The following is a 21,090-nucleotide window of genomic DNA, read 5'->3' as shown; positions in this document are numbered from 1 at the left end:
TCCCCTCCACGGCTCAGGACGACGCGTCGGTGAGCAGCTGCCGCTCGTCGTCGGTGAGCACGAGGTCCTGCATCGGCAGCAGGTCGGCCAGCTGGTCGACCGACCGGCCGCTGGCGATCGGCGCCACCACGGTGGGCTGGTCGGCCAGCCAGCGCAGCGCCACCGCGGCACCGGTGACCCCGTGGGTCCGTGCCACCTGCTGCAGGGCGGCCAGCACGCGGTCGCCCCGCTGTCCCACGTACGCCGCCGCTCCCCTCGCACGCGGCGAGTCGACCTGCGCCCCCGGCCGGTACTTGCCGGTGAGGAAGCCCCGGGCCAGCGCGAAGTACGGCAGCACCCCCAGGCCGCGCCCGGCGGCGACGGCGCGCAGCTCGTCCTCGTAGGCCGGCCGCTCCACGAGGTTGTAGTGCGGCTGCAGCGCCACGTAGCGGGTCAGGCCCAGCCGCTCGGAGGTGTCCAGGGCCTCGGTCAGGCGCGTCGCCGAGTAGTTCGACGCCCCCGCGTGACGGACCTTGCCCGCCTGCACCAGCTCGTCGAACGCCTGCAGCGTCTCCTCCAGCGGCGTCGACCCGTCGTCGTAGTGGGCGTAGTAGAGGTCGATGTGGTCGGTCCTCAGGCGGCGGAGCGACCGCTCCGCCGCGGTGCGGATCTCGGCCGCGGACAGCGGGTGCTCCTTCTCCAGCGGGGAGGCCTTGGTCGCCACCACCACCCGGTCACGCACCCCACGACTGGCCATCCAGTCGCCGAGGATCTCCTCCGAGCGCCCCTTGCCGTAGGACTCCGCGGTGTCGACGAACGGCGCCTGCGTGCTCGGGGTCGCGTCGGCGAAGCGGTCCAGCAGCGCGAAGGACGTCGCGTCGTCCGCCGTCCAGCCGAAGACGTTGCCGCCGAGGCACAGATCGCTGACGGTCAGGTCGGTCCCGGGCAGCCGTGGCATGCCCTCACGCTAGGTGCGCCGGACCCGCGTCGCCGTCCGATTGGGTGGGACCGATGGGGCGTGAGGGACCCGTCCGACCCCCCTCTGTGGCGGATCGTCAGACCGGCATGGCACCGTGCCCCCGGTCCGACCTCGGCCGATCCGCCGCGGTCGCACCGCCCACAGCCACTCTCCGAGAGGAAGACCGTTGAACAAGGCCGAACTCGTCTCCGCCATCGCCAAGCGCGCCGACGTGCCCCCCTCGACCGTCGACTCGGTGCTCGCCGGGCTCCAGGACGAGCTCGTCGACGCCATCACCCGGGGCGAGAAGGTCGCCGTCTCCGGCCTGCTGACCGTCGAGCGCACCCAGCGTTCCGCCCGGACCGGCCGCAACCCGCAGACCGGTGAGTCCATCGACATCCCCGCCGCCAACACGGTCAAGGTGACCGCCGGCTCGAACCTGAAGAAGGCCGCCAGCAACGTCCCCGTGTGACCGCAGGCGTCGTGGCGACGTCCCCGTGTGACCGCAGGCGTCGTGGCGACGTCCCCGTGTGACCGCAGGCGTCGTGGCGGCGTCCCGGTGTGACCGGTCCCGGTCCGTCGGGGCCGGCGACCGCACCCGTGTGGCCTGACCCACAGCGTCGTGGGCCAGGATGCGGGGCGGACGCCGCCCGACGGCGGGGGCGCCGGGGAACGGAGGGCACGTGACGACGGGACTGCAGGTGGACACCGACCCGGCCGAGGTGGGTTTCGACCCCGGCCGCCTGGTCCGCATCGACCGGCGGCTGGCCCGCTGGGTGGACGACGGCCGGCTCCCCGGCTTCCTCGTGACGGTGGCCCGCCACGGCCGGCTGGTGCACGTGGGCCGCTACGGCCACCGGGACGTCGAGGCCGGTCTGCCGGTCGAGACCGACACCCGCTGGCGCATCTACTCGATGACCAAGCCGATCACCTCGGTCGCGGCGATGATGCTGTACGAGGAGGGCGCCTTCCAGCTCTCCGACCCGATCGCCACGTGGCTGCCCGAGTTCGCCGAGACCCGCGTGTACGTGGCCGGTTCGGCGCTGAAGCCGGTGACCGCCCCGCAGACCGAGCCGATCCGGGTGTGGCACCTGCTCACCCACACCGCGGGGCTGACCTACGGGTTCCACCACGCCCACCCGGTCGACGCCATGTACCGGGCCGCCGGCCACGAGTGGGGCACCCCCGCCGGCGCCGACTCCGCCGAGGTCTGCCGGCAGTGGGCGGCGATGCCCCTGGTCTTCCAGCCGGGCTCGGAGTGGAACTACGGCGTCTCCACCGACGTCCTCGGCCGGCTGGTCGAGGTGCTCTCCGGCCAGCCGCTGGACGAGTTCTTCGAGCAGCGCATCTTCACCCCGCTGGGCATGCGGGACACCTCCTTCGGGCTGCGGGAGGGGGACGACCCCGAGGCGCTGGCCCGCCTCTACACCGCCGTCCCCGGGCAGCCCGGCGGGGCGCCCACCGGCTACGCCCCGCTCGACACGATGGGCGCCGCGGCGCTGCGCAAGCCGGTGTTCCTCTCCGGCGGCGGCGGGTTGGTCTCCACCGCCGGTGACTACCTGCGGTTCGTCGAGCTGCTCCGCCGCGGCGGCGCCCACGACGGCGGCCGCCTGCTGGGCCCGCGCACGATCGCGCACATGACCCGCAACCACCTCCCCGGGAACACCGACCTCGAGACCTTCGGCCGCCCGCTGTTCGCCGAGACCCCGCTGCGCGGGGTGGGCTTCGGGCTGGGCTTCTCGATGGTCATCGACCCGGCCCGCTACGGCGTGGTGGCCAGCGCCGGCGACTACAGCTGGGGCGGCGCGGCGTCCACCGCCTTCTACGTCGACCCGGTCGAGGACGTGACGGTCGGCTTCTACACCCAGCTGCTGCCCTCCAGCACGCTGCCGATCCGCAACTACCTGCGCGCGCTGGTCAACCAGGCCCTCGTCGACTGAGCCCGTGTGCCTCCGCGGGTGCGCCCCGTGCGCATCCGCGGAGGTGCACGGGCCCGGTCACGGGTAGCGGGAGGAACGGCCGGTGCCCTCGGCGGAGAGGTCCGCTGGTTGGCTGACTCCACCACAGAACACACGGGGACGGAGGACGCGGTGCTGCGCCTGGGAGCCCTCGACGTGCCGCCCGGGCGGTTGGTCGTCATGGCGATCGTCAACCGCACGCCGGACTCGTTCTACGACCGTGGCGCCACCTACGAGCTGGCCGCCGCGGTCGAGCGGGTGCACCGGGTGGTCGCCGAGGGCGCGGACATGGTGGACGTCGGCGGGGTGAAGGCCGCCCCCGGGGAGGACGTCGACGCCGCCGAGGAGATCCGCCGCACCGTCGACCTCGTCGCCGCCATCCGCGGGGCGCACCCGACGCTGCCGATCTCGATCGACACCTGGCGCGCGGAGGTGGCGCGCGAGGCGCTGGCCGCCGGCGCCGACGTGGTCAACGACGCGTGGGGCGGGGTGGACCCGGAGCTGCCTGCCGTCGCCGCCGAGGCGGGCGCGGGCCTGGTCTGCACCCACGCCGGCGGGCTGCCGCCGCGCACCCGGCCGCACCGGGTCACCTACGACGACGTGGTCGCCGACGTCGTCGTCCGGACGACGGCGCTGGCCGAGGCCGCCGTGGCGGCGGGTGTGGACCGGGAGCGGGTGCTGGTCGACCCCGGGCACGACTTCGGCAAGAACACCCGCCACTCGCTGGAGGCGACCCGGCGGCTGGACGAGCTGGTGGCCACCGGCTGGCCGGTGCTGGTGGCGCTGTCGAACAAGGACTTCGTCGGCGAGTCCCTCGACGTCCCCCTGGAGGAGCGGTTGACCGGCACGCTCGCGGCGACCGCGGTGAGCGCCTGGCTGGGCGCGACGGTCTTCCGGGCGCACGACGTCGCGGCGACCCGGCAGACGCTGGACATGGTCGCGGCCATCCGGGGCGACCGCGCGCCGCTGCGCACCACCCGCGGTCTGGCCTGAGGGACGACCGCTGCCCCACCCACCCGCGCACGCTCGGGGCGCTTACCCGCGAGGGGGCAGGAGGTCTAGCCTGCCCCGCACCCATCGGGCGAGGAGGTGGCCACATGAGCGGCCGGGTCGTGCACTTCGAGATCCCGTTCGACGACGGGGACCGCGCACGCAGCTTCTACAAGGAGGCCTTCGGCTGGCAGGTCCAGGAGATGCCGGGCATGGACTACACGCTGGTCACGACCGGCCCCAGCGGCGACCAGGGCCCGACCGAACCGGGCTTCGTCAACGGCGGGATGCTGGCCCGGGGCACGGCCGCGGCGACCGGCCCGGTCGTGGTGGTCGACGTGGAGAGCATCGACGTCGCGCTGGAGCGGGTCGGCGAGCTCGGCGGGTCCACCGTCGCCGGCAAGCAGCCGGTGGGCGACATGGGGTTCGCCGCGTACGTGCGCGACCCGGAGGGCAACGTGGTCGGCCTCTGGGAGACCGCCGGCTGACCGCTCCGACGACCGGGTGACCTGATCGTCGCGGGTCCCCCGAGCGCGGTCGATAGGTTCCGCGCCATGGCCGCCACCGGGTTCCACACCGCCGACGAGCTCAACGCGCTGCTGCCGGGCACCCTGCCCGGCCTGCTGGGGCTCACGATCACCGCGCACGAACCCGGCCGGCTCGAGTCGGCCCTCGACGTGCGCCCGGAGCTGCTCGCCCCCAACGGGTACCTGCACGCCGCCACCGTGGTCGGCCTGGCCGACACCTCCTGCGGGCTGGCCACCCGCGCGCTGCTGCCCGAGGGGTCGACCGGGTTCACCACCATCGAGCTCAAGAGCAACTTCCTGGGCACCGTCCGGGAGGGGCGGATCACCGCGGTGGCCACCAACGCCCACGCCGGCCGGACGACGCAGGTGTGGGACGCCGTGGTGACGGCGGCGGGCTCGGGCAGGACGATCGCCCTGTTCCGCTGCACGCAGTCGGTCCTGTGGCCCCGGTGACACGATCCGGTACCGGCGGGTAACCCCCCTGTGGCACAGGCCACTCCTAATGTGAGACTGGCGCCACACCTGACGAGATGAGGAGCTCCTCCGTGGCGCTGGCCAGCCTGTACCCCGACGTCGAGATCCCCGACCTGTCGGTCCCCGCCTACGTCCTGTCCGCCGGCGCGGCGCGCCCGGAGGCAGCGGCGCTGGTCGACGGGCTCACGGGCGACACGATCACCCACGGCCAGCTCGCCGCCTACGTCGACCGGGTCGCGGCGGCGCTGCACGCCCGGGGCCTGCGCAAGGGTGACGTCGTCGCCGTCTTCTGTCCCAACACCCCGTGGTACCCGGTCGTCTTCCACGGCATCGCCGCGGCCGGCTGCGTGATGTCGCCGGTCAACTCGCTCTACACGCCCGACGAGATCGCCTTCCAGCTGCGCGACTCCGGCGCGAAGGTGCTCATCACCGTCTCGCCCTTCCTCGAGCGCGCGATGGCCGCCGTCGACGAGGCGCCGGTCGACGAGGTCGTCGTCATGGACGGCGCGGAGGGCCACGCCTCGCTGCTCGACCTGCTCAGCAGCGACGCCCCGTCGGCGCAGGTGGACCTCGACCCGGCCACCGACCTGGTCACCCTGCCGTACTCGAGCGGGACGACCGGCCTGCCCAAGGGCGTCATGCTCACCCACCGCAACCTGGTGGCCAACGTGCTCCAGATGCGGCCGATCATGAACGCGCACGAGGGCGACGAGCGGATCATCGCCGTCCTGCCGTTCTTCCACATCTACGGCCTGACCGTGCTCATGAACCAGGGCCTGGTCGCCGGCACGGTCGTCACGCTGCCCCGCTTCGACCTCGAGGAGTTCCTGCGGGTCATCCAGGACCAGAAGATCACCCGCGCCTTCGTCGCGCCGCCCATCGTGCTCGCGCTGGCCAAGCACCCGCTGGTCGACCAGTACGACCTCTCCTCGCTGCGCACCATCACCTCCGGCGCCGCCCCGCTGGACGAGGGCTTGGCCCTGGCCGCGGAGCGGCGGCTGCGCCGGGGCGCGGACACCGGCGTGACCATCGCGCAGGGCTACGGGATGACCGAGTTGTCCCCGGTGTCCCACAGCACCCCCGACGCCGGCATGGAGCCGCCCGGCTTCGCCGGTCCGGTGCCGAAGGGCTCGGTGGGTCTGGCGGTGCCGAACACCGAGTGCCGGCTGGTGGACCCGGCCACCGGGCAGGACGTCGGCCCCGGCGAGCGGGGTGAGCTGTGGGTGCGCGGGCCGCAGGTGATGAAGGGCTACCTGAACAACCCGCAGGCCACCGCCGACACCCTGGACGACGAGGGCTGGCTGCACACCGGTGACGTCGCGGTCGTCGACGAGAGCGGCGTCTACACCGTCGTCGACCGGGTCAAGGAGCTGATCAAGTACAAGGGATACCAGGTGGCCCCGGCCGAGCTCGAGGCCGTGCTGCTCGGCCACCCGGAGATCGCCGACGCCGCCGTCATCGGGGTCAAGGACGACGAGAGCGGCGAGGAGCTGCCCAAGGCCTTCGTCGTCCGGGCCGCCGGTTCGGCGCTGACCGCCGAAGCGGTCATGGACTACATGGCCGGCAAGGTGGCGCCGCACAAGAAGGTCCGGCTCGTGGAGTTCATCGAGCAGGTGCCGAAGTCCTCGGCCGGCAAGATCCTCCGCAAGCAACTCAGGGCCGCCAGCTGACCGACCACCCCGTCCCCACCCTCGCGGGCCGGGGGCGGGCCTCACGAGGCGCCGGCCGCACCCGCTGCGGTCGGCGCCTCGCGCTGTCCCGGACCGTTCCGGACCGCGCCCGGCGACACCCCCACCACCCGCTTGTACGCGCGGGAGAACGAGGCCTCGGACTCGTAGCCGAGTCGGCGGGCGAGTTCCCCGGCCGCCGTCCCGGAGGAGAGGGCGACGGTGGCCAGGTGCATCCGCCAGCGGGCGACGTAGTGCATCGCCGGCTCGCCCGCCAGCTCGGTGAAGCGGGCCGCGAAGGCCGAGCGGGACATCCGCGCCTCGCGTGCCAGCCGTTCCACCGTCCACGCCTCGCCCGGCGAGCGGTGCACCCGGGCGACCGCGCGGCCGACCTGTGGATCGCGCAGCGCGCGCAGCCACCCGGGGCCGGTGGCACCGGAGTCCAGCCACGTCCGGACGGCGTGGATGACGACGACGTCGGCCAGCCGGGTGACCACGGCCTCGGTTCCGGGCCGGTCGTGCCGTGCCTCGTCGGCCAGCAACCCGAGCAGCACCGGCAGCCAGCCCGCGCGGGCGGCGTCGTCCCCCTCGACGTGCAGGACGGGCGGCAGCAGGTCCAGCAGGTGCGCGGCCCCGGGCCGCTCGGGCTCGACCACGCCGCAGACCAGCCCGGCCGGCGCACCGCCCCCGCCCAGCCGCATCACGGTGAAGTGCTCCCCGACGGGCTCCTGGGGCAGCACGTCGGCCCGGCCGGCGATCCGGGCGCCGGGCCCGCTGCGCAGCAGGTGCCCGCGGCCGTGCGGGACCAGGGCGAGGTCACCGGCCCGCAGGGGGTGCGTCACACCGTCCACCTCCAGCAGGCAGCTGCCCTCGGTGACGACGTGGAAGCTCATGCACCCCTCGAACGGCGGCATCTCCAGCCCCCACGGCGCGGAGGCCTCCACCCGGCAGTGGAAGGTGCCCCGGACCCGCAGGTCGAACAGCACCCGGCCGACCGGGTCGACCGGGGTCCACGGCGGAACGGTGCTCATGGCGCCACCCTCACCGGCGCACGGCCAGGCGTCCAGGGTGGCTGGACGAACGGTCACGGACGCTGGACGGGCGGGCATGGGCGGGCAGCGCGGGCCTGCACAGGATCGGTCGTGCCGGCCGGGAGGGCCGGCCCAACCGGGAGGAGCAGGTCATGCGCGTGCTGGTCGTGGGGGCCACGGGAGGATCGGGCAGGGCGGCGGTGGACGCGCTCGTCGCCCGCGGGCACGAGGTGACGGCGTTCGCGCGCCGGGCGGAGGCGGGGCTCGGTGGCCGCGCCGGGGTACGGCCGGTCGACGGGGACGTCACCGTCGCCGCCGACGTCGATCGGGCGGTGCGAGGGCAGGACGCCGTCGTCGTCACCCTCGGCATCAGCGAGCACCCGGTGCGCGTGCGCCTGCTGGGTCCCGCGGGCACGGCCCCGGACGTCCGGTCGCAGGGCACGCGGCAGGTCGTCGCGGCCATGCACCGGCACGGCGTCCGGCGGCTGGTCGTGCAGTCGTCCTACGGCGTCGGGGACACCCGGGCCCGGCTGCCGCTGTCCAGCCGGCTGGTCCTCGCCCTGCTGCTCCGTCCGCAGATCGCCGACCACGAGCGCCAGGAGCGGCTGGTCCGCGACAGCGGTCTGGACTGGGTCCTCGTGCAGCCCGTGAACCTGACCGACGGGGACGAGCCGGCGGCGGTGTCCACCGCGGGCGCGGTCGAGGAGTGGCGGGTCTCCCGCCGTGCCGTGGGGACCGTCCTCGCCGACGCGGTGGAGGGCGACCGGTGGCTGGCCGGCAGCGTCGCGGTCTCGGGCGCCGCACCGGCGCCCGCGCCGGCCGGCCGGCGGTGAACCGCTCCGGGTGCACCGGCTCGGACGGGGTCCCGCCTCGGCTCCTGGCCCCGTCCCGGGCCCCGCGCCGAGCCTGCGAGGAGTGCGCAGGACGGGTCCCGCCTCGGCTCCTGGCCCCGTCCCGGGCCCCGCGCCGAGCCTGCGAGGAGTGCGCAGGACGGGTCCCGCCTCGGCTCCTGGCCCCGTCCCGGGCCCCGCGCCGAGCCTGCGAGGAGTGGGGAGGACGGGGTCCTTCTAGGGTCGGGGCATGCGCGCGGTGACTCTCAGTGGACCGGGTGGGCCCGAGGTGCTGCAGTGGGGGGAGGTGCCCGACCCGGTGCTGCGGCCCGGCGAGGTCCTCGTCGACGTCGTCGCCACCGCGGTCAACCGGGCCGACCTGCTGCAGCGCGCCGGCAACTACCCGCCGCCCCCCGGCGCCAGCGAGATCCTCGGCCTGGAGTGCAGCGGGGTCATCAGCGAGGTGGGCGAGGGCGTGACCGGCTGGTCGGTCGGCGACGAGGTGTGCGCGCTGCTCTCCGGCGGCGGCTACGCCGAGCGGGTCGCCGTCCCCGCCGGGCAACTGCTCCCCCGCCCGGCCGGGGTCGAGCTGGCCACCGCCGCGGCGCTGCCCGAGGTCGTCTGCACCGTCTGGTCGAACGTGTTCATGCTCGCCCGGCTCACCCGCGGCGACGACTTCCTCGTGCACGGCGGCTCCAGCGGGATCGGCACGATGGCGATCCAGCTGGCCGCCCGCGCCGGCGCCCGGGTGTTCACCACCGCCGGCACCGCCGCCAAGCTCGACGTCTGCCGGGAACTCGGCGCCGACGTGCTGATCAACTACCGCGACGAGGACTTCGTCGAGTGCGTGCGCGAGGAGACCGACGGCGCGGGCGTCGACATCGTCCTGGACAACATGGGTGCCGAGTACCTGGCCCGTAACGTCGACGCGCTCGCCACCGGCGGGCGCCTGGTCTGCATCGGCATGCAGGGCGGGACGAAGGCCCAGCTCGACCTCGGCAAGCTGATGCGCAAGCGCGCCACGGTCCACGCCACGACACTGCGGGCCCGCCCCGCGACCGGCCCCGGCGGCAAGGCCGAGATCGTCGCCGCCGTGCGACACGACGTGTGGCCCGACGTCGAGCGGGGCGTCGTGCGGCCGATCGTCGACCGCCGGCTGCCGATGTCCCGGGTCGCCGATGCCCACCGGGTGGTCGACGCCAGCGAGCACGTCGGCAAGGTGCTGCTGGTCAACGACTGACCACCGGGTCACAGGGCGCCCCCACCGGCCGGGCGCCCCGCCCGTCGCCCGTCGAGCAGGACGACGGAGGGCACCGCGCCGGTGTCGACGCCGGCCCACCCCCGCGGGGCACCGCCTCCGTCGTCGTCGACCGCCACCGGCCGGCCGTGTGCTCCCTGCCGTCGCGGTCGAGGGCCACCGGCCGGCACAGCCCGTCGCGCGCCGGTCCGGCGACGGCGACGTCGGGGACCTCAGCGGAAGCGGAGCGCGGCCACCGAGTCGATGAGGTAGCCGACCTCCTCGGCGGTGTTGTAGTGCATCAGGCCCAGCTGCACCGCGCCGCCCTGCTCGTTCACGCCCAGGGCGTCGAAGAGCTCGCGGGCGTAGAAGTCGCCGTCCCAGGCGCAGATCCCGCGGCGGGCGAGCTCGACGGCGACCTGCCGCGGCCGCATGCCGGCGACGGTGAACGACAGCGTCGGTGTGGTGTCGGCCGCCGAGCCGAGGACCTGCACGTGCCGCATCGCGCGCAGCGCCTGGTCCAGCCAGGCGAACAGGTCGCCCTCGTACTCGGCGACGGCGGCCATCGAGGCGCGCAGCCGCTCGCGGCGGGACCCGGTCGCCTGGTCACCGAGGCCGGCCAGGTGCTCGACGGCGGCGGTGACCCCGGCCAGCAGCTCGAACGGCGGCGTCCCGCTCTCGAACCGGTCCGGGACCCGGTCGGGGACGGGCGCGAGCTTCTCCGGGTGCAGCTCGCCGAGCAGCGCCGGGTCGGCGACGACCGCGCCCACGTGCGGGCCGCACCACTTGTCCGCCGCGACCGCGAGGAAGTCCGCGCCGAGCGCCGTGACGTCGAGCAGGGCGTGCGGGGCGGCGTGCACCCCGTCGACGTAGACCAGCGCCCCCACCGCGTGCGCCCGCTGCGCGATCGCCGCGACGTCCGGGCGCGTCCCCAGGGCGCTGCTGGCGGCGGTGAGGCTGACCAGCCGGGTGCGGCCGGTCAGGAGCTCGTCGTACTGCCAGGCCGGCAGCTCCCCGGTCTCGATGTCCACCTCGGCCCACCGCACCGTGACGCCGTGCTGCTCGGCGAGCTGCACCCAGGGACGGATGTTGGCGTCGTGGTCGAGGCGGCTGACCACGATCTCGTCGCCGGGCCGCCACGTCCGGGCGAGGGCGCGGGCCATCGTGTAGGTCAGCGCCGTCGTGCTGGCCCCCAGGACGACGCCCGGGGAGACCCCGCCGACGAGGTCGGCGACCGCGGCACGGGCACTGGCGACCAGCCCCTCGGCGCGGGCCGACGACGGGAAGACCCCGCCGCGGTCGGCCACCGGAACCCGCATCGCCTGGGCCACGGCCAGCACGACGCTCTCGGGGAGGAGGGCGCCGGCCGGCCCGTCGGCGTGCACGAAACCGTCGGAGAGGCCGGGGAACAGCCCGCGGACGCGCGCGACGTCCAGCCGTCCCTCCCCCGGTCCCATGGCCTTCGACCCTAGACGTTGCGCACCCGGCGCCCGCGCGGCTCCCGGGTCCCCGGCGGGCGCCGACCCGTTCGGGGGAGGATGGGGACATGACCGCACCGGGAAACGGGAGTGAACGCCCTCAGCAGGTCGTCGTCGTCGGCCCCGACGGCCGGCCGGTCGGCACGATGCCCGTGCCACAGGGGCAGGACACCGACGGCGACGGCGGCGGCGAGGCCACCATCGGCGACATGGTCGAGCAGCCGGCGAAGGTCATGCGGATCGGCACGATGATCAAGCAGCTGCTCGAGGAGGTCCGGGCCGCGCCGCTGGACGAGGCCAGCCGGCAGCGGCTGCGCGACATCCACGCCTCGTCCATCCGCGAGCTGGAGCAGGGCCTCGCGCCGGAGCTGCGCGATGAGCTGGAGCGGATTACGCTGCCGTTCGCCGAGGACGAGACCCCCTCGGACGCCGAGCTGCGGATCGCCCAGGCCCAGCTGGTCGGCTGGCTGGAGGGCGTCTTCCACGGCATCCAGACCGCGCTGTTCGCCCAGCAGATGGCCGCCCGCGCCCAGCTGGAGGAGATGCGGCGGCGCGCGCTGCCCGGCGGTCACCAGCCGCCGCAGCAGCCGGACTTCCGTCCTGGTGGCGGGCAGTACCTGTAGCAGTCATCCCGTGACGCTGCGGAGCGGGCCGTTCCCCTGACGGGGTGAACGGCCCGCTCCGGTCGTTTCACCGGCACCGGCGCCGCCCACCCCCCGTGCACCGGGCCGGAGATGCCGGCCGCCGGGAGCGGAGGCGCCGGCGTGGGGGCCGTCGACGCCCGCACCCCGGGCCGGGCCGGGCGACGGCGCCGTCCCCCGCGGGGGTGGGGACGGCGCCCTCGTGCTGCCGGCGTCCTCAGAGCGACGCCAGGAAGGCAGCCACCCCGTCGTCGTCGTTGGTGCCGGTGACGTCGGTCGCCGCGGCCAGCAGGTCGGGGTGGGCGTGGGCCATCGCCACCGCACGGCCCCCGGCCTCGCGGACCCAGTCGAAGGCGGCGATGTCGTTGGGCATGTCGCCGAAGACGACGACGTCCTCCGGCCCGACACCGTGCTGGGCGGCGACCTTCGCCAGACCGGTGGCCTTGGTGACGCCCAGCGCGGAGATCTCGGCCAGCGCGTCGCTGGAGGAGTTCGTCACCGTCGCCCGGCCGTCGACCACCGTCTCGACCAGGGCGACGAACTCGTCCCGCGGCAGGTCCTCGTGGCGGGCCAGCAGCTTGGCCACCGGCGCGGCGACCAGCTCGTCCAGCGTGGCGACGGAGACACCGGGGGCGTCGACGTCCCAGCGGGGCTGGTAGACCGGCTCGTGGCGGAACTCCAGGCCGTACTCGACGGCGAACCAGGTGTCCGGCTGCTGACGGCGCAGCTCGGCGGTGACCTCCTGCAGCACCTCGGGCTCGAGGTGGTCCTCGTCGAGGATCTCGAAGCTCCCGAGGTCCAGCAGCACCGCGCCGTTGCAGCAGACGGCGGTGCCGTGCCGCAGCACCTCGCGGATGCGGGTCATCCAGCGTGGCGGCCGGCCGGTGGCCAGCACGACGGGCACGCCGTCGGCACGCCAGCGCTCCAGCTCGGCCAGGGTCGCCGCGCTGACGGTGTCGTCCCGGTGCAGCAGCGTGCCGTCCATGTCGCTCGCGATCAGCTTGGGCCGCCAGTCAGACACCGAGCACCGCCTCCAGGTAGCGGGCCACGCCGTCGGCGTCGTGCCCGCTGGTGACCAGCGGCGTCGCCGCCCGGACGTCGGCGTGGGCGTTGGCCACCGCGACCGCCCGCCCGCCCGCGGCGTGCACCGCCTCGAGCATCGGCAGGTCGTTGGGCATGTCGCCGAAGACCAGCACGTCGCCGAAGCCCACGCCGTAGCGCTCCAGCGCGATCGCCAGGCCGGTCGCCTTGGTGACCCCCGCGGGCAGCACCTCGATGAACCCGAGCCCGGCGTGGGTGACCTCGGCCTCGGCGGGGTCGACCACCGTGCGGGCGCGGGCCAGCAGCTCGTCCTGCCCGAGCGTGGAGGAGCGCAGGAAGACCTTGAGGACCGCGCCGGTGGGCAGCACCTGGTGCCGCGGCAGCAGGTGCGCCGGCTCGGGGTAGGGCCAGTCGAAGCCGTGCTGCACCCGCAGCGGGGCGTGCGCCCGGGACTCGCCCTGCTCGGCGGCGTCCTCCACGGCGACGATGAGGTCGCCGGCGACCGACTCGATCCGCTCGATGACCGCGGTGGCCTGCGCGCGGGGCAGGCCGACGGTGCGCAGCACCTCGTCACGCTCCAGGTCGACGACGAAGCCCCCCTGCGCCAGGACGGCGATGCCGCGCCCGTCGAGCGCGTCGCGCACGCTGTCGAGCAGCCGCGGACCGCGGCCGGTGACGCCGACCACCGGGATGCCGGCGTCCCAGCACGCGGTCAGCGCGGCGCGGGTGCGCGGGCTGACCTCCCCGTCGGAGTTGAGCAGCGTGCCGTCGAGGTCGCTGGCGACCAGCTTGGGCCGCCACGTGCCGACGTCCCCGAGGTCGACGACGACGTCCGAGCCGGCGTGGCCACCGAAGGACGGCAGCACCGCCGGCCGGTCAGCGCTCATGCGGGCACCGGGGCCGCCAGCGTCATGCCGGGGGTCAGCACCTCGTGGCCGCCCAGCCACGGGCGCAGCGCCACCGGGACGTGCACCGACCCGTCGGCGCGCTGGTGCACCTCGAGCAGGCAGGCGATGGTGCGGGCGATGGCGCACAGGGTGCCGTTGAGCGTGGCCGCGGTCTGGTTCCTCCCGTCGGCGTCGCGGTAGCGGATGGCCAGCCGCCGGGCCTGGAAGGTCGTGCAGTCCGAGGTGCTGGTGAGCTCGCGGTAGGTGCCCTGGCTGGGGAACCACGCCTCGATGTCGTACTTGCGGGCCGCGCTGGTGCCCAGGTCGCCGGCGGCGATGTCGACCACCCGGTAGGGCAGCTCCAGCGCCTGGAGGAACTCCTCCTCCCAGGCCAGCAGCCGCAGGTGCTCCTCGGCGGCCTCCTCGGGCCGGCAGAAGCTGAACATCTCGACCTTGTCGAACCAGTGCACGCGGATGATGCCGCGGGTGTCCTTGCCGTAGGAGCCGGCCTCGCGGCGGAAGCAGGAGGACCAGCCGGCGTAGCGACGCGGGCCCGCGGAGAGGTCCAGCACCTCGTTGGCGTGCATGCCGGCCAGCGCCACCTCGGAGGTGCCGACCAGGTACAGGTCGTCGCGCTCGACCCGGTAGACCTCCTCGTCGTGCTCGCCGAGGAAGCCGGTGCCCTCCATCGCCTCGGGCCGCACCAGCGCGGGGGCCACGACAGGGGTGAACCCGGCCGCGACCGCGCGGGTGACGGCCAGCTGGGCGAGGGCGAACTCGAGCATCGCGCCGGGGCCGGTGAGGAAGTAGAAGCGGGCGCCGGAGACCTTCGCCCCGCGCTCCATGTCGATCGCGCCGAGCGCCTCCCCGATCTCCAGGTGGTCGCGCACCGGGAAGTCGTAGGCGGGGACCTCGCCGACGGTGCGCATCGTCACCGCGTCGTCCTCACCGCCGGGCGGCACCGCGTCGTGGACGACGTTGGGGATCCGCAGGTGCGCCGCCCGCAGCGCGGCGTCGGCGGTCCGCAGCGCCTCCTCGGCCTCCTTCACCTCGGCGGCGAGGGCCTTGGCGCGCTCGAGGACGGCCGGCCGCTCCTCGGGGGTGGCCTTCTTCACCGCCTGCGAGGCGGACTTCTGCTCGGCACGCAGGTCGTCGGCGCGCTTGACCGCCTCGCGGCGGGCGGCGTCGGCGGCGAGCAGGTCGTCGACCCGGGACTCGTCGGCCCCGCGGGCGCGCTGGCTGGCCTTGACGAGGTCGGGGTGCTCACGCACGAGTCGCAGGTCGATCACTCAGCCGATGGTACGGCCGCGCCGCGCCGGGACGCCCCGCCCGGCGGGGTGACCCGCCCCTCCGTCCCGCCCGATCGGCGGTGACGCCGCGGGGGCCCTCGTGTCAGGGACACTGGGGCCATGCGTTTCCTGGGTGGCACCCGTCCGGCGACCGACCTCACCTACGCCGACGTGTTCATGGTGCCCAACCACTCCACCGTGGGCTCCCGGCTCGAGGTCGACCTGACCACGCCCGACCGGGTGGGCACGACCATCCCCGTCGTGGTCGCGAACATGACCGCGATCTCCGGACGCCGGATGGCCGAGACCGTCGCCCGCCGCGGTGGGCTCGCCGTGCTCCCCCAGGACATCCCGGTGGACGTCGTCGGCGAGGTCGTGTCCTGGGTGAAGTCCCGGCACCCCGTCTACGACACCCCGATCACGCTCGACCCGTCGTCCACCGTCGCCGAGGCGCTGTCGCTCATGCACAAGCGGGCGCACGGCGTGGTCGTGGTGGTCTCCGACGGCCGCCCGGTCGGGATCGTCACCGACGGTGCCTGCCAGGGCGTCGACCGCTTCACCCAGCTCTCCCAGGTCATGAGCGAGCCGCTGACCGTCCCGGCCGGCACCGACCTGCCCAAGATCTTCGACGTCCTGTCCGACGAGCGGGTCAACGCCGCGCCCGTCGTGGAGGGCGACCGGCTGGTCGGGATCATCACCCGCAAGGGCGCGCTGCGCTCGGCGCTCTACCAGCCGGCGGTGGACGCCGACGGGCACCTGCTCACCTCGGCCGCCGTCGGCATCAACGGGGACGTCGCGGGCAAGGCCCGGGCGCTGCTGGCCGCCGGCGTCGACGTCCTCGTGGTCGACACCGCGCACGGCCACCAGGAGAAGGCGGTGGAGGCGGTCCGCGCGGTGCGCGCGGTGGCCGCCGGGGTCGGGCGGGGGACACCGATCGTCGCGGGCAACGTGGTCACCGCCGAGGGCACCCGCGACCTCGTCGAGGCCGGCGCGGACGTCGTCAAGGTCGGCGTCGGCCCCGGCGCGATGTGCACCACCCGGATGATGACCGGGGTCGGCCGGCCGCAGTTCTCCGCCGTCGAGGAGTGCGCCGCCGCGGCCCGGGCGCTCGGCCGGCACGTCTGGGCCGACGGTGGGGTCCGCCACCCGCGCGACGTCGCGCTCGCGCTGGCGGCGGGCGCGGCGAACGTGATGGTCGGCTCCTGGTTCGCCGGCACCTACGAGTCGGCCGGCGACATCCACGACGACGGCTCCGGCCGGCAGTACAAGGAGTCCTTCGGCATGGCCTCGGCCCGCGCGGTCAAGGCCCGGACGTCGGCGCAGAGCGGCTTCGAGCGGGCCCGCGCCGGCCTGTTCGAGGAGGGCATCAGCTCCTCGCGGATGTACCTGGACCCGGCCCGCCCGGGCGTCGAGGACCTCGTCGACCAGATCGTGGCCGGGGTGCGGTCGTCGTGCACCTACGCCGGCGCGCGCACCGTGGACGAGCTGCACGAGCGCGCGGTGCTCGGCGTGCAGAGCGCGGCCGGCTACGAGGAGGGCCGGCCGCTGCCGACGAGCTGGTGACGCGACACCGGTGAAGCCGCTCCCGCTGCCGGTGTTCGAGGCGCTGGTGGCCGATGCCCTCGACGAGGTGCCGGCCGAGCTCATGGCGCTGCTGGACAACGTCGTCGTCCTGGTGGAGGACCGCAACGCCGACGAGCCCGAGCTGCTCGGGCTCTACGACGGCTACGCGCTGACCGAGCGTGGCTGGCAGTACGGCGGCGCCCTGCCGGACCGGATCATGATCTACCGCGAGGCGATCTGCGACATCTGCTCGACCGCCGAGGAGGTCGTGGAGGAGGTCACGATCACCGTCGTCCACGAGATCGCGCACCACTTCGGCATCGACGACGAGCGGCTGCACGAGCTCGGCTGGGGCTGACGGGGACCCGCTCCTCCCTGCCGCCCGCACACTCGCGGCGGGTCCCGGGAGCGGGCCGTTCCAGCAACCCACCACCGCGTAACGTGACCGGGCGTGGCTGACGTCAAGGGCTCCGGACTGCCGATCAAGATGCTGCACGACCGCATCCTGGTCGCGCTCCGCAAGGAGGACGGCGAGCGGCGCTCCACCGGCGGCATCCTCATCCCGGCGACCGCCCAGGTGGCCAAGCGGCTGGTGTGGGGCGAGGCACGCGGGGTGGGCGCGAACGTCCGCCAGGTGAAGGTCGGCGACCAGGTGCTGTTCTCCCCCGAGGACCAGCACGAGGTCGAGGTGCACGGCGAGGAGCTGATCATCCTGCGGGAGCGCGACGTGCACGCCGTCGCGGCCGAGCGGATCGAGGAGTCCTCCGGCCTCTACCTCTGATATCTCTGAGGCCCGGTCACCTCCCGGCGCGGGCGTGCTGCTCGATCACCCCGGTCATGTCCTCCAGGAACCGGCGGACGACGGCCAGCTCCTCGTCCGAGTAGCGGCCCATCGCCGCGGTGAGGTCACGCTGCAGCCCGCCGAAGTACTCGGCGCCGGCCGCCATCGCGTCCTCGGACATCTCCAGGGCGACGCGCCGCCGGTCCGCGGGGTCGCGCACCCGGCGCACGTGGCCGACGCGCTCGAGGCGGTCCACCAGCGCGGTGACCGACGCCGAGCTCAGCTCCACGGCCGAGCCCAGCGCGCCCGCGGTCAGTGCCTCCCCCCGCCGGGCGGCGTCCATGATCGCCACCAGCGCCCGGACGTCGGTGCGGTTGAGCCCGTGCAGCACGGCGAACCGCTGCCCGACCGCATCCAGCTCGACGGTCAGCCGGCGGAGGAGCAGCGCCACCTCCTGCCGCGCCCGGTCGACGTCCTCGGACACACACCACCTCCGTTGGCGCGCGGCAGCCGCCCGCCGTAATATCTCGACAATCGAGATGATCGACCATCGAAGGACATCATGCCCCGCACGAAGTCCGTCGCCCGCTGGCTCCTCCCGGCCCTCGTCACCCTCCTGTGGCTCGGGCTCGCCGGTTCCCTGGGCCCGGTCAGCGGTGAGCTGACCACCGTCCAGGAGAACGACTCCGCGGCGTTCCTACCGGACAGTGCGGAGTCCACCCGCGTCACCGAGCTGCAGGCGGGGTTCCGCACCGAGCGCAGCCTCCCCGTCATCCTGCTGTGGGAGAGCGAGGACGGCGCGCTCGACCCGACCCAGCTCGCCGAGGTCGCCGAGCGCACCGGGGAGGCGGTCGCGCTCGCCGACGAGGCCGACGCCCTCACCGGTCAGGCGTCGCCGCCGATCCCCGCGGAGGACGGCGCCGCGGTGCAGGCGGTGCTGCCGCTGCGCCCCGACCTGGGCGACGCGCTGGGCGAGGTCGTCGGGGAGCTGCGCGCCCTGCCGCCGGTGGACGGCACCACCGCCCACGTCACCGGACCGGGAGCGGCCTTCAACGACTTCCGCGAGGGCTTCTCCGGCATCGACGGCCTGCTGCTGCTCGCGGCGTTCGGCGTCGTCCTGCTCATCCTGCTGGTCGTCTACCGCAGCCCTCTGCTGCCGCTGCTGGTCATCGCCACGGCAGGGATGGCGCTGGTGGTCTCCCTCGCCGTCGCCTACGTGCTGGCCGACCGGGGGTGGATCGCGGTCAACGGCCAGAGCCAGGGCATCGCGTCGATCCTCGTCGTGGGGGCGGCCACCGACTACGGCCTGCTGCTGGTCGCCCGCTACCGCGAGGAGCTGCGCCGGGAGGAGTCCCGGTTCACCGCGATGCGGATCGCGCTGCGGCAGTCGTGGGAACCGATCGTGGCCAGCGGCGCCACCGTCGTCCTCGGCGTGCTGTGCCTGCTGTTCTCCGACCTCGGCTCCAACCGCGGCCTCGGCCCGATCTCCGCGGTCTGCATCGCCGTCGCCGTGCTGGCGGCCCTGACCTTCCTGCCGGCGGTGCTGGTGCTCCTCGGCCGGGCGGCGTTCTGGCCGTTCCGGCCGCGCCACGGCGACGAGCAGGCGCACGGGCGCGGGTGGCAGCGGGTCGCCACCGGCGTGGGTCGGCGTCCGGTCCGGGTGCTGCTGGGCAGCACCGCCCTGCTGGTCGTGCTCGCCGCGTTCACGCCGACCTTCGACGCCGGGGGCATCGCGCTCTCCGACGCCGTCCGCGGCGGCTCGCCGTCGGCCACCGGGCAGGAGGCCCTGGCGCGGCACTTCGACGCCGGCGGCGCCAGCCCGGCGGTCGTCCTCACGCCGGCCGACGACTGGCCGGCGGTCGCCGCGGCGGCCGCCGGCCTCGACGGAGTCACCGCTGTCGCGCCCTTCACCGGCGAGCAGACCGGCCCGCCCGGGGCCGGCTCGGGGCAGCCGGTCGTCGTCGACGGGCTGGTCCGGCTCGACGCCACCCTCGCCGACGCCCCAGACAGCGAGGCGGCCCAGGACGTCGTCGCCGACCTGCGGACGACGGTGCGCGACGTCGACCCCGACGCCCTGGTCGGCGGCACCACGGCCGGCGACCTGGACACCCAGGAGACCGCCGCCCGCGACCTGGCGGTCATCGTGCCCCTGGTGCTGCTGGTGATCACCGTCGTCCTCGCCGTGCTGCTCCGGGCGCTGGTCGCGCCGGTGCTGCTGGTGGCCACGGTCGCGCTCAGCGTGCTGTCGACGGTCGGGGTCAGCGCGCTGGTGTTCGACCACCTCTTCGACTTCCCCGGCAGCGACCCGCAGGTGCTGCTGATCGGGTTCGTCTTCCTCGTGGCGCTGGGGATCGACTACAACATCTTCCTCATGACCCGGGCCCGGGAGGAGTCGGTCCTCCACGGCGCGCGCGACGGCGTGCTGCGGGCCCTGGCGGTCACCGGCGGCGTCATCACCAGCGCGGGCCTGGTGCTGGCGGCCACCTTCGGCGCCCTGACCGTGCTGCCGTTGGTGATCCTCACCCAGCTCGGGTTCCTGGTCGGCTTCGGCGTCCTGCTGGACACCTTCCTGGTCCGCTCGCTGCTGGTGCCGGCCGCGGTGCACCTCGTCGGCGACCGGGTGTGGTGGCCCGGCCGGCTGGCGCAGGGACCGACGCGACCGGAGCCGGAGCGCGAGTTCCAACCCGCCTGAGGGCCGCCCGCAGGTGCCGCCGCGGGCGTGCCGGCGGTGGGGGCCCGGCTCAGACGCGGCCCTCGCGCACGGCCTGCAGCCAGCCGGCCGCCTCGGCGAAGGCGTCGTCGGCGGCGGTCGGTGGCACCGGCTTGTTCTCCCGGCCGTCGGCGCGCGGGTAGGAGCCCAGGAACCGGACGTCGTCGCACACCCGGTGCAGCCCCGCCAGCGCCTCCCCCACCCGGGCGTCGGCGGCGTGGCCCTCGCAGTCGAGCGAGAACGAGTACACGCCCAGGCGCTCCCGGGTGGGACGCGACTCGATGCGGGTCAGGCTGATCCCGCGGACGGAGAACTCGCGCAGCAGTTCCAGCAGGGCGCCGGTGCGGTCGCCGACCACCGCGACCAGCGAGGTCTTGTCGTTGCCGGTCGGGGCGGGCAGGGGCCCGGGCGGGGCGACGAGCACGAACCGGGTGACGGCGCCGGGGTGGTCGGCGACGTCGTCGACCAGCGGGGTCAGCCCGTACCGCTGCGCGGCGATCGGCGCGCAGACCGCGGCGTCGACCTCCCCCTCGGCCACCTGCCGGGCCGCGCCCGCGGTCGACGTCGCCGGCAACGGGACGATGCCCGGGAGCAGCTCGGCCAGCCGGCGGGCGGTCTGCGCGAGCGCGTGCGGGTGGCTGGCCAGGCTGCGGACGGCGGCCAGGTCGGTACCCGGCCGCACGGCGAGGACGAAGGAGACCGCCCGGAACACCTCGCGGGTGATCAGCAGGGGCGGACCGTCGGCCAGCGCGTCCATGGTCGCCGGCACCGAGCCCTCGACGGAGTTCTCGATCGGCACGAGCGCCGCGTCCGCCGCCCCCGACCGGACGGCGGCGAGCGCGGCCGGGACGCTCACCGCGGGCTGCCGGGACCCCTCGCCCGGGGGAACGACGCTGCTCAGGGCCGCTTCGGCGAAGGTACCCTCGGGCCCGAGATAGGCGAACCGAGTCGGAGGCCGCCTCGAAGGCATCGCAGGCATCCGACGAGGGTAGTGCGGGAGGGCCGGAGCGCCTGCCCCGCCCGGGAGAGCTGCGTCACTCCGCGTATCC

Annotated in this window: 21 protein-coding genes; 13 read left to right on the top strand and 8 right to left on the bottom strand. The window is 74.9% G+C overall.

Annotated features, from left to right (window positions below):
* Positions 1 to 13 precede the first annotated feature (13 nt).
* Positions 14 to 937, bottom strand: a complete 924-nt coding sequence (locus tag ACI78V_RS01920; RefSeq protein ID WP_456848373.1) for an aldo/keto reductase — start codon at positions 935 to 937, stop codon at positions 14 to 16.
* 187 nt (positions 938 to 1,124) lie between these two features.
* Between ACI78V_RS01920 and ACI78V_RS01915 the strand changes: the two genes are divergently transcribed.
* The 6 genes from ACI78V_RS01915 to ACI78V_RS01890 all read left to right on the top strand — a co-directional run bounded on the left by ACI78V_RS01915 (position 1,125) and on the right by ACI78V_RS01890 (position 6,556).
* A complete protein-coding gene (locus ACI78V_RS01915) occupies positions 1,125 to 1,409 on the top strand; it encodes an HU family DNA-binding protein (protein ID WP_456848371.1) in 285 nt (94 codons plus the stop codon).
* 211 nt (positions 1,410 to 1,620) lie between these two features.
* On the top strand, positions 1,621 to 2,877 hold the full coding sequence (locus ACI78V_RS01910; protein ID WP_456848369.1) for a serine hydrolase domain-containing protein: 1,257 nt from the start codon (positions 1,621 to 1,623) through the stop codon (positions 2,875 to 2,877).
* 150 nt (positions 2,878 to 3,027) lie between these two features.
* A complete protein-coding gene (gene folP, locus ACI78V_RS01905) occupies positions 3,028 to 3,888 on the top strand; it encodes a dihydropteroate synthase (protein ID WP_456848367.1) in 861 nt (286 codons plus the stop codon).
* A gap of 104 nt (positions 3,889 to 3,992) precedes the next feature.
* On the top strand, positions 3,993 to 4,373 hold the full coding sequence (locus ACI78V_RS01900) for a VOC family protein (RefSeq protein WP_456848365.1): 381 nt from the start codon (positions 3,993 to 3,995) through the stop codon (positions 4,371 to 4,373).
* Between the two features lie 66 nt (positions 4,374 to 4,439).
* Positions 4,440 to 4,865: a PaaI family thioesterase gene (locus tag ACI78V_RS01895; protein WP_456848363.1), complete on the top strand. Its 426-nt coding sequence runs from the start codon at positions 4,440 to 4,442 to the stop codon at positions 4,863 to 4,865.
* Between the two features lie 77 nt (positions 4,866 to 4,942).
* On the top strand, positions 4,943 to 6,556 hold the full coding sequence (locus ACI78V_RS01890) for a 4-coumarate--CoA ligase family protein (protein ID WP_456848361.1): 1,614 nt from the start codon (positions 4,943 to 4,945) through the stop codon (positions 6,554 to 6,556).
* A gap of 41 nt (positions 6,557 to 6,597) precedes the next feature.
* Here ACI78V_RS01890 and ACI78V_RS01885 read toward each other — a convergent pair whose 3' ends face one another.
* The gene (locus ACI78V_RS01885) at positions 6,598 to 7,584 is read right to left on the bottom strand and encodes an AraC family transcriptional regulator (RefSeq protein ID WP_456848359.1); all 987 of its coding nucleotides are present in this window, start codon (positions 7,582 to 7,584) and stop codon (positions 6,598 to 6,600) included.
* Positions 7,585 to 7,736: 152 nt separating this feature from the next.
* Between ACI78V_RS01885 and ACI78V_RS01880 the strand changes: the two genes are divergently transcribed.
* Together ACI78V_RS01880 and ACI78V_RS01875 are read left to right on the top strand one after the other, a co-directional pair.
* On the top strand, positions 7,737 to 8,417 hold the full coding sequence (locus tag ACI78V_RS01880; protein ID WP_456848357.1) for an NAD(P)-dependent oxidoreductase: 681 nt from the start codon (positions 7,737 to 7,739) through the stop codon (positions 8,415 to 8,417).
* A 247-nt stretch (positions 8,418 to 8,664) separates the two neighbouring features.
* On the top strand, positions 8,665 to 9,654 hold the full coding sequence (locus tag ACI78V_RS01875) for an NAD(P)H-quinone oxidoreductase (RefSeq protein WP_456848355.1): 990 nt from the start codon (positions 8,665 to 8,667) through the stop codon (positions 9,652 to 9,654).
* 230 nt (positions 9,655 to 9,884) lie between these two features.
* Here ACI78V_RS01875 and ACI78V_RS01870 read toward each other — a convergent pair whose 3' ends face one another.
* Complete coding sequence (locus ACI78V_RS01870) at positions 9,885 to 11,108, bottom strand: cysteine desulfurase-like protein (protein ID WP_456848353.1); 1,224 nt, start codon at positions 11,106 to 11,108, stop codon at positions 9,885 to 9,887.
* Between the two features lie 89 nt (positions 11,109 to 11,197).
* Here ACI78V_RS01870 and ACI78V_RS01865 point away from each other — a divergent pair, with 89 nt between their 5' ends.
* Positions 11,198 to 11,752 carry a bacterial proteasome activator family protein gene (locus ACI78V_RS01865; RefSeq protein WP_456848351.1) on the top strand — a complete coding sequence of 185 codons (555 nt, stop codon included), beginning with the start codon at positions 11,198 to 11,200 and terminating at the stop codon, positions 11,750 to 11,752.
* 235 nt (positions 11,753 to 11,987) lie between these two features.
* Here ACI78V_RS01865 and ACI78V_RS01860 read toward each other — a convergent pair whose 3' ends face one another.
* The 3 genes from ACI78V_RS01860 to serS are packed head-to-tail and all read right to left on the bottom strand — an operon-like array spanning position 11,988 to position 14,987.
* Complete coding sequence (locus tag ACI78V_RS01860) at positions 11,988 to 12,791, bottom strand: Cof-type HAD-IIB family hydrolase (RefSeq protein ID WP_456848349.1); 804 nt, start codon at positions 12,789 to 12,791, stop codon at positions 11,988 to 11,990.
* Positions 12,784 to 13,698, bottom strand: a complete 915-nt coding sequence (locus tag ACI78V_RS01855; protein ID WP_456848347.1) for an HAD family hydrolase — start codon at positions 13,696 to 13,698, stop codon at positions 12,784 to 12,786. Before ACI78V_RS01855 ends, ACI78V_RS01860 begins: the two co-directional genes overlap by 8 nt.
* A complete protein-coding gene (gene serS / locus ACI78V_RS01850) occupies positions 13,695 to 14,987 on the bottom strand; it encodes a serine--tRNA ligase (RefSeq protein WP_456848345.1) in 1,293 nt (430 codons plus the stop codon). The genes ACI78V_RS01855 and serS overlap by 4 nt, the downstream gene beginning before the upstream one ends.
* A gap of 120 nt (positions 14,988 to 15,107) precedes the next feature.
* Here serS and ACI78V_RS01845 point away from each other — a divergent pair, with 120 nt between their 5' ends.
* The 3 genes from ACI78V_RS01845 to ACI78V_RS01835 all read left to right on the top strand — a co-directional run bounded on the left by ACI78V_RS01845 (position 15,108) and on the right by ACI78V_RS01835 (position 17,331).
* Entirely contained in the window at positions 15,108 to 16,550 is a 1,443-nt protein-coding gene (locus ACI78V_RS01845; protein WP_456848343.1) for a GuaB1 family IMP dehydrogenase-related protein, read from the top strand.
* A gap of 10 nt (positions 16,551 to 16,560) precedes the next feature.
* Entirely contained in the window at positions 16,561 to 16,908 is a 348-nt protein-coding gene (locus ACI78V_RS01840) for a metallopeptidase family protein (RefSeq protein WP_456848341.1), read from the top strand.
* A gap of 93 nt (positions 16,909 to 17,001) precedes the next feature.
* Positions 17,002 to 17,331 (top strand): GroES family chaperonin, encoded by a 330-nt coding sequence (locus ACI78V_RS01835; protein ID WP_456848339.1) that lies wholly within the window; start codon positions 17,002 to 17,004, stop codon positions 17,329 to 17,331.
* A gap of 16 nt (positions 17,332 to 17,347) precedes the next feature.
* Here the strand turns inward: ACI78V_RS01835 and ACI78V_RS01830 are convergent, their stop codons facing one another.
* Entirely contained in the window at positions 17,348 to 17,815 is a 468-nt protein-coding gene (locus ACI78V_RS01830; RefSeq protein ID WP_456848337.1) for a MarR family winged helix-turn-helix transcriptional regulator, read from the bottom strand.
* Positions 17,816 to 17,893: 78 nt separating this feature from the next.
* On the opposite strand from ACI78V_RS01830, the gene ACI78V_RS01825 reads away from it, so the two are divergent.
* Entirely contained in the window at positions 17,894 to 20,023 is a 2,130-nt protein-coding gene (locus ACI78V_RS01825) for an MMPL family transporter (RefSeq protein WP_456848335.1), read from the top strand.
* A 49-nt stretch (positions 20,024 to 20,072) separates the two neighbouring features.
* On the opposite strand, the gene pheA is transcribed toward ACI78V_RS01825, so the two are convergent.
* On the bottom strand, positions 20,073 to 21,011 hold the full coding sequence (pheA, locus tag ACI78V_RS01820; protein WP_456848623.1) for a prephenate dehydratase: 939 nt from the start codon (positions 21,009 to 21,011) through the stop codon (positions 20,073 to 20,075).
* Positions 21,012 to 21,090: the final 79 nt, after the last annotated feature.

The organism is Geodermatophilus sp. SYSU D00742, assembly GCF_054049935.1.
The sequence above is the reverse complement of the archived record's forward strand: the minus strand, read 5'-3'. Positions and strand labels throughout refer to the sequence as shown.

What these genes read in the sequence shown, in the direction of transcription:
- ACI78V_RS01920 (WP_456848373.1), bottom strand. Translation starts at nt 937, where the DNA reads ATGCCACGGCTGCCCGGGACCGACCTGACCGTCAGCGATCTGTGCCTC.
- ACI78V_RS01900 (WP_456848365.1), top strand. Translation starts at nt 3,993, where the DNA reads ATGAGCGGCCGGGTCGTGCACTTCGAGATCCCGTTCGACGACGGGGAC.
- ACI78V_RS01895 (WP_456848363.1), top strand. Translation starts at nt 4,440, where the DNA reads ATGGCCGCCACCGGGTTCCACACCGCCGACGAGCTCAACGCGCTGCTG.
- ACI78V_RS01890 (WP_456848361.1), top strand. Translation starts at nt 4,943, where the DNA reads ATGAGGAGCTCCTCCGTGGCGCTGGCCAGCCTGTACCCCGACGTCGAG.
- ACI78V_RS01885 (WP_456848359.1), bottom strand. Translation starts at nt 7,584, where the DNA reads ATGAGCACCGTTCCGCCGTGGACCCCGGTCGACCCGGTCGGCCGGGTG.
- ACI78V_RS01880 (WP_456848357.1), top strand. Translation starts at nt 7,737, where the DNA reads ATGCGCGTGCTGGTCGTGGGGGCCACGGGAGGATCGGGCAGGGCGGCG.
- ACI78V_RS01875 (WP_456848355.1), top strand. Translation starts at nt 8,665, where the DNA reads ATGCGCGCGGTGACTCTCAGTGGACCGGGTGGGCCCGAGGTGCTGCAG.
- ACI78V_RS01870 (WP_456848353.1), bottom strand. Translation starts at nt 11,108, where the DNA reads ATGGGACCGGGGGAGGGACGGCTGGACGTCGCGCGCGTCCGCGGGCTG.
- ACI78V_RS01865 (WP_456848351.1), top strand. Translation starts at nt 11,198, where the DNA reads ATGACCGCACCGGGAAACGGGAGTGAACGCCCTCAGCAGGTCGTCGTC.
- ACI78V_RS01855 (WP_456848347.1), bottom strand. Translation starts at nt 13,698, where the DNA reads ATGAGCGCTGACCGGCCGGCGGTGCTGCCGTCCTTCGGTGGCCACGCC.
- ACI78V_RS01845 (WP_456848343.1), top strand. Translation starts at nt 15,108, where the DNA reads ATGCGTTTCCTGGGTGGCACCCGTCCGGCGACCGACCTCACCTACGCC.
- ACI78V_RS01825 (WP_456848335.1), top strand. Translation starts at nt 17,894, where the DNA reads ATGCCCCGCACGAAGTCCGTCGCCCGCTGGCTCCTCCCGGCCCTCGTC.
- pheA (WP_456848623.1), bottom strand. Translation starts at nt 21,011, where the DNA reads ATGCCTTCGAGGCGGCCTCCGACTCGGTTCGCCTATCTCGGGCCCGAG.